Raw genomic sequence first — 4334 nt, forward strand, 5'->3', positions numbered from 1 at the left:
CTTTAAGCTCTTCTTTTGAATATGGTACTCTAAAATTATTTTCTTCTATAAATTTCTTTCTTCCTGAACCTTTGTAATACATATAGTATCTAAAAGGATTTTTCTTATAATAATCTTGGTGTTCTTCTTCAGCTTCATAGAAAGGCTTTGCTTCTAAAATTTTAACTGCAATCTTTTTATCACCATAGACCTTTTCATCTTCTAATTTTTTTATATAATCTTCTGCTTCCTTCTTTTGCTCTTCTGAGTGATAAAATATTGCTGTTTTATAGCTTTCTCCTCTATCACCAAATTGTCCTCCTTCATCTGTTGGGTCTATGCTTCTAAAAAATATTTCTAATAACTCTTTATAACTAATTTTTTCTTCATCAAAAGTTATTTGAACTGCTTCTATATGTCCTGTAGTCTTGCTACATACCTCTTCATAAGTTGTGTTTTCTTTTTCCCCACCTGTATATCCTGACCTTATTTTTACAACACCTATAAACTGGTCAAAAGGCTTCACCATACACCAAAAACATCCACCTGCAAAGGTAGCTTTTTTTATATTACTCATTTATATCACTTCTTTCTTTAATATATTTTACCTTCTATTTTATATTTTCTCTTTTTAAAATTTCTATTCATATCCGACTATTATAATCAGATTTATAATTAAATAATATTCCACTCAGAAAGCTTAGTCAAGAATTATTATTTTCTAAAAACTATGTTCCTCTTTCTATAGCTTCATTTTTATTTAACCTTTATTTAATAGTAATAGTAGTTTTTTTTCTCTTTTTTTGATGTATACTTTATTAAACTAGGAGGTGATACATATGAAAAAATTTATTTTATCTTTAATTTCTATTTTTATAATAGGCTTTGGAGTAATATTTATCTATAATTCACTTCAAATTATTAATAAGGATAATAAAATTTTAAATACTTTAAATGATAAAAATATGTCAGTTGAAACATTTTCTCCTTCTAACTTGAATTTTCCAAATGATTCTAATGGAGCTATCTCTTCTTTTTTATCAAGCCTTTTTGGCAGTAATTCAAATGACGGTAATGTTTCTCAGAATTCTAATAATAGCAGTCAAAACACTTCTTCCAATACTTCTACAAGTAATAGTAACCCAAATGGTAAACTATCTCTTCCTCAAGGAAATGTAGATGTAAATGGAATAAGCCTTGTAAATACACTTCAAGGAAATGAAGCTATAAATAAAGCTGCACATAAAATTACAGCATCTTATTCAACCTCTATTGATAAGGCTAAGGCTTTATATGTATGGATTGCTGCTAATATAACTTATAACAATACATATGCTAAAGAACTTACTAAAGGGATCTATCCTCCTAATATAGGTACTGCCATAGATACTTTTAACTCTAGGAATGGAGTTTGTAGTGGCTTTGCAGCACTTTATTTCCTTATGGCAAAAGATGTAGGACTTAATGTAAAATTGATTTCTGGACAAGGTCTTGGAGACCCTGCAACTAATACGTGGGGAAGCCATATGTGGAATGAAGTCTATATAAATAATACATGGATTCCTGTAGATACAACCTTTGCAAACTCTTATACCGTAGCTATGAATAAAATTAATGCTACTCCACAACTTAAAGGATATCTAACAAATGAAAATACAACTATAAATAAGGTAAATGGATTTAATATTGAAACATACACAGTTCCATCAGCAGATTTCTTTAATCCACCAAACTTTTATAAAACTCATAAAAATTCACAAACTTTAGCAACTTGGATAAACTAAAAAAAATGGCTATCTTTCTTTTAAGATAGCCATTTAAATTTACTTAACCCATTCTATTACTTTGTCTGCATCTAATCTAGCTTTGCCTCTGCTAGGCTCTTCTTTTCTATAACCAAAAGCTACAAAGTAAGTTAAATCAAATTTTTCTTTATCTAATAATCCTTTTTTTACTAAGATTTCTTCAACCTTTTCTTTATCGAATCCTTCTATTGCACATGAGTCAACTCCAAGCATTGCAGCTCCTGTCATCATATTTCCAAGGGCTATATATGTTTGTCTTTTTCCCCATTCTAATAATTTCTCTTCTTTGTTATTTCCCATGTTAGCATCTTGGAATGCTCCAAGCACTGGTAATAATCCTTGTAAGAATTCTTCATCTACACCTTTTGAATCTATCCATAAATCATGAACGTATTTAGAGTCTGCCTCTAAATCTTTTCCATTTCTAGTTAATGCTATTATTATGTGGCTTACTCCACCTATTTGTCTTTGGAATCCCCATGAAACTTCTGAAATTTCTTTCATTAAATCTTCATTTGATACTACTAAAAACTTCCATGGCTCAAGTCCAAATGAACTTGGTGATAATCTAGCTGTTTCTGCTATTGTGTTCATATCCTCATCAGAAACCTTTTTCCCACTAAACTCTTTTGTTGCAAATCTAAAATTAAATATATCTATTACTTCTTCTCTTTTCATATATATCGCTCCTCTTAATTTACTAGATAGCTTTATTTCTATCCTGCTTGTCATTAGTTTGTCCTTAATACTTTTTAATTATGTATTTCTTATCAGAGTGTTTTCCTCTACTTTTAATAGTATTACTATTTTATTCCTTCGTCAATAATAGTAGTTATTATTTAATATGAATTTTCTTTAAACCTTCATTCAAATTTTACGATATAGTAAAAGAACCCTTGATTTACAAAGGTTCTTTTCATTATTCTATAATTTTTTTCATTGCTTCTGTTGATTTTTTTAAATTTAATAAGTTTAAGAATAATCTTTTTTCATTATCACTTAGCTCATAGAACTTTTCTTTCTTTTCTTCTTCTGATAAATGAATAAACCTCTTAACTTTTTCTTTTTCTTCATCTATAAGTTTAAAATTATCTTTTTTAAGATTTTTTATTAGATAATATACATCCATTATAAATATATTTTCAAGTCTTAATATTTGGTCTATTTCCTTTGAATTTAATTGAGTGTTGTTAAAGTATAATTTATTACATGTAAATTTCATTATTGCTGAAAGCTTTATAATTCTTTTATAACGCTCTTCATATGTCATGCTTTTTTCTTTAACACTCTCTTCCATTTTATAAACTAAAGTAACTAAATCTTTTTTAAGTTCCTCAGTTTTATCCTTTAATTTATAAGGTACTATTTTTGAAACTATATATGGAATAAAGCATCCTATTAAAACAAAGCCTAATCTTTCTAAGCTTAATGTGTAATACATTTTAAATGGGTCTCCAAATGCAAAGTTTGCCATTGAAAGACTCATAAATGTTATAAATATAGCTTTTTTACTATAATCAGTAATTGATAACATGCAAAATACTGAGATTATAACTAAAACTATAAGTAGTGGTTTATAGTGAATAAATGTAAATATTAAATCAAATGCTATAACTCCAATTATAGTTCCAATTATTCTATCTCTTCCTTTTTTATTTACCTGCTCTGCAAAAGGAAGGGATACTACACCTATCGTAAATAAAAGCCACTTTCCTTCTGGTAAATTAAATATAGTCACTACAAGATAGGCTGCAGTTAACATTATTGAAGATTTAAGTGCAAAATTCCACTTTAAAGAACCAATCTTTCTTAAGCTTTTAAGCTCTGTGTTTTTAAATGTTTTGCTATAAAAAGCCTTATAAGCTTTCTTAAAACTTTCCTTATTCCCTAAATAACTAAAATCTCTATTTTTTATTGCTTCAAGGGCTAATAATGCTTCTTTTGTGTCTTCAAATATATTATAGATATAGTAAGCATTTTTACTATCTATCTTTAATTCAAAGCTTTCAATTTCCTTTAATTTAGAATCAAGCATTTCTTTTGATTTGCTTATTTCACCAATATTTATAATTAAATCTTTTACAAACAATAAAAACTCCTCATTTTTAATTTTTTGATTATTTAACTTTATAAATATACTGTTTAACCTTTTAATAAATAAAAATATGGCATATCTTCTTTCTAGATCAACATCAATATTAGTAAGCTTACTTATAGTATTCAAAAGCTTATTTTCTAAAGCCTGAAGCTTCTTACTAAGATTTTTATAATCTTCTTCTATATTCTCATTTTTTAAAAGCTTATCTATTTCAGCTACTATATCATTTGCTCCATCTTTAATTCCAGCTATTATTCCCTTTGAATACTTTTTCCCTACTATTATGTAATATAAAACCATTATTAAAATTCCTGATAAAACCAATGCAAGCAATCTAATTGGAAGCTCCTTAGTTGTTACAGGAATATATAAAAGCAATAAATAGTTTGTCATAAATCCAGTTGCCTTTGTGATTTTTGTATTATAAGTAAAATTATAATAAATATAAAGGC

General features: G+C 27.2%; 4 protein-coding genes. 1 reads left to right on the forward strand and 3 read right to left on the reverse strand.

Going from position 1 to position 4334, the window contains the following annotated elements:
• Positions 1-556, reverse strand: a 556-nt coding sequence (gene msrA / locus ACRC28_RS12720; RefSeq protein ID WP_438543823.1) for a peptide-methionine (S)-S-oxide reductase MsrA, incomplete at its 3' end; no start/stop codon positions are given.
• Between the two features lie 262 nt (positions 557-818).
• Here msrA and ACRC28_RS12725 point away from each other — a divergent pair.
• Positions 819-1763, forward strand: a complete 945-nt coding sequence (locus ACRC28_RS12725) for a transglutaminase domain-containing protein (RefSeq protein ID WP_438543824.1) — start codon at positions 819-821, stop codon at positions 1761-1763.
• Between the two features lie 39 nt (positions 1764-1802).
• On the opposite strand, the gene ACRC28_RS12730 is transcribed toward ACRC28_RS12725, so the two are convergent.
• Both ACRC28_RS12730 and ACRC28_RS12735 read right to left on the reverse strand, forming a co-directional pair.
• Positions 1803-2462: an NAD(P)H-dependent oxidoreductase gene (locus tag ACRC28_RS12730; protein WP_438543825.1), complete on the reverse strand. Its 660-nt coding sequence runs from the start codon at positions 2460-2462 to the stop codon at positions 1803-1805.
• A 241-nt stretch (positions 2463-2703) separates the two neighbouring features.
• Positions 2704-4334: FUSC family protein (locus ACRC28_RS12735; RefSeq protein WP_438543826.1), on the reverse strand; the 1631-nt coding region annotated here is incomplete at its 5' end.

The organism is Clostridium sp. (assembly GCF_051650885.1).
Lineage (GTDB): Bacteria > Bacillota > Clostridia > Clostridiales > Clostridiaceae > Clostridium.

Bases quoted from the DNA above. Each gene is read 5' to 3' on its own strand.
- ACRC28_RS12725 (WP_438543824.1), top strand. From the start codon at position 819: ATGAAAAAATTTATTTTATCTTTAATTTCTATTTTTATAATAGGCTTT.
- ACRC28_RS12730 (WP_438543825.1), bottom strand. From the start codon at position 2,462: ATGAAAAGAGAAGAAGTAATAGATATATTTAATTTTAGATTTGCAACA.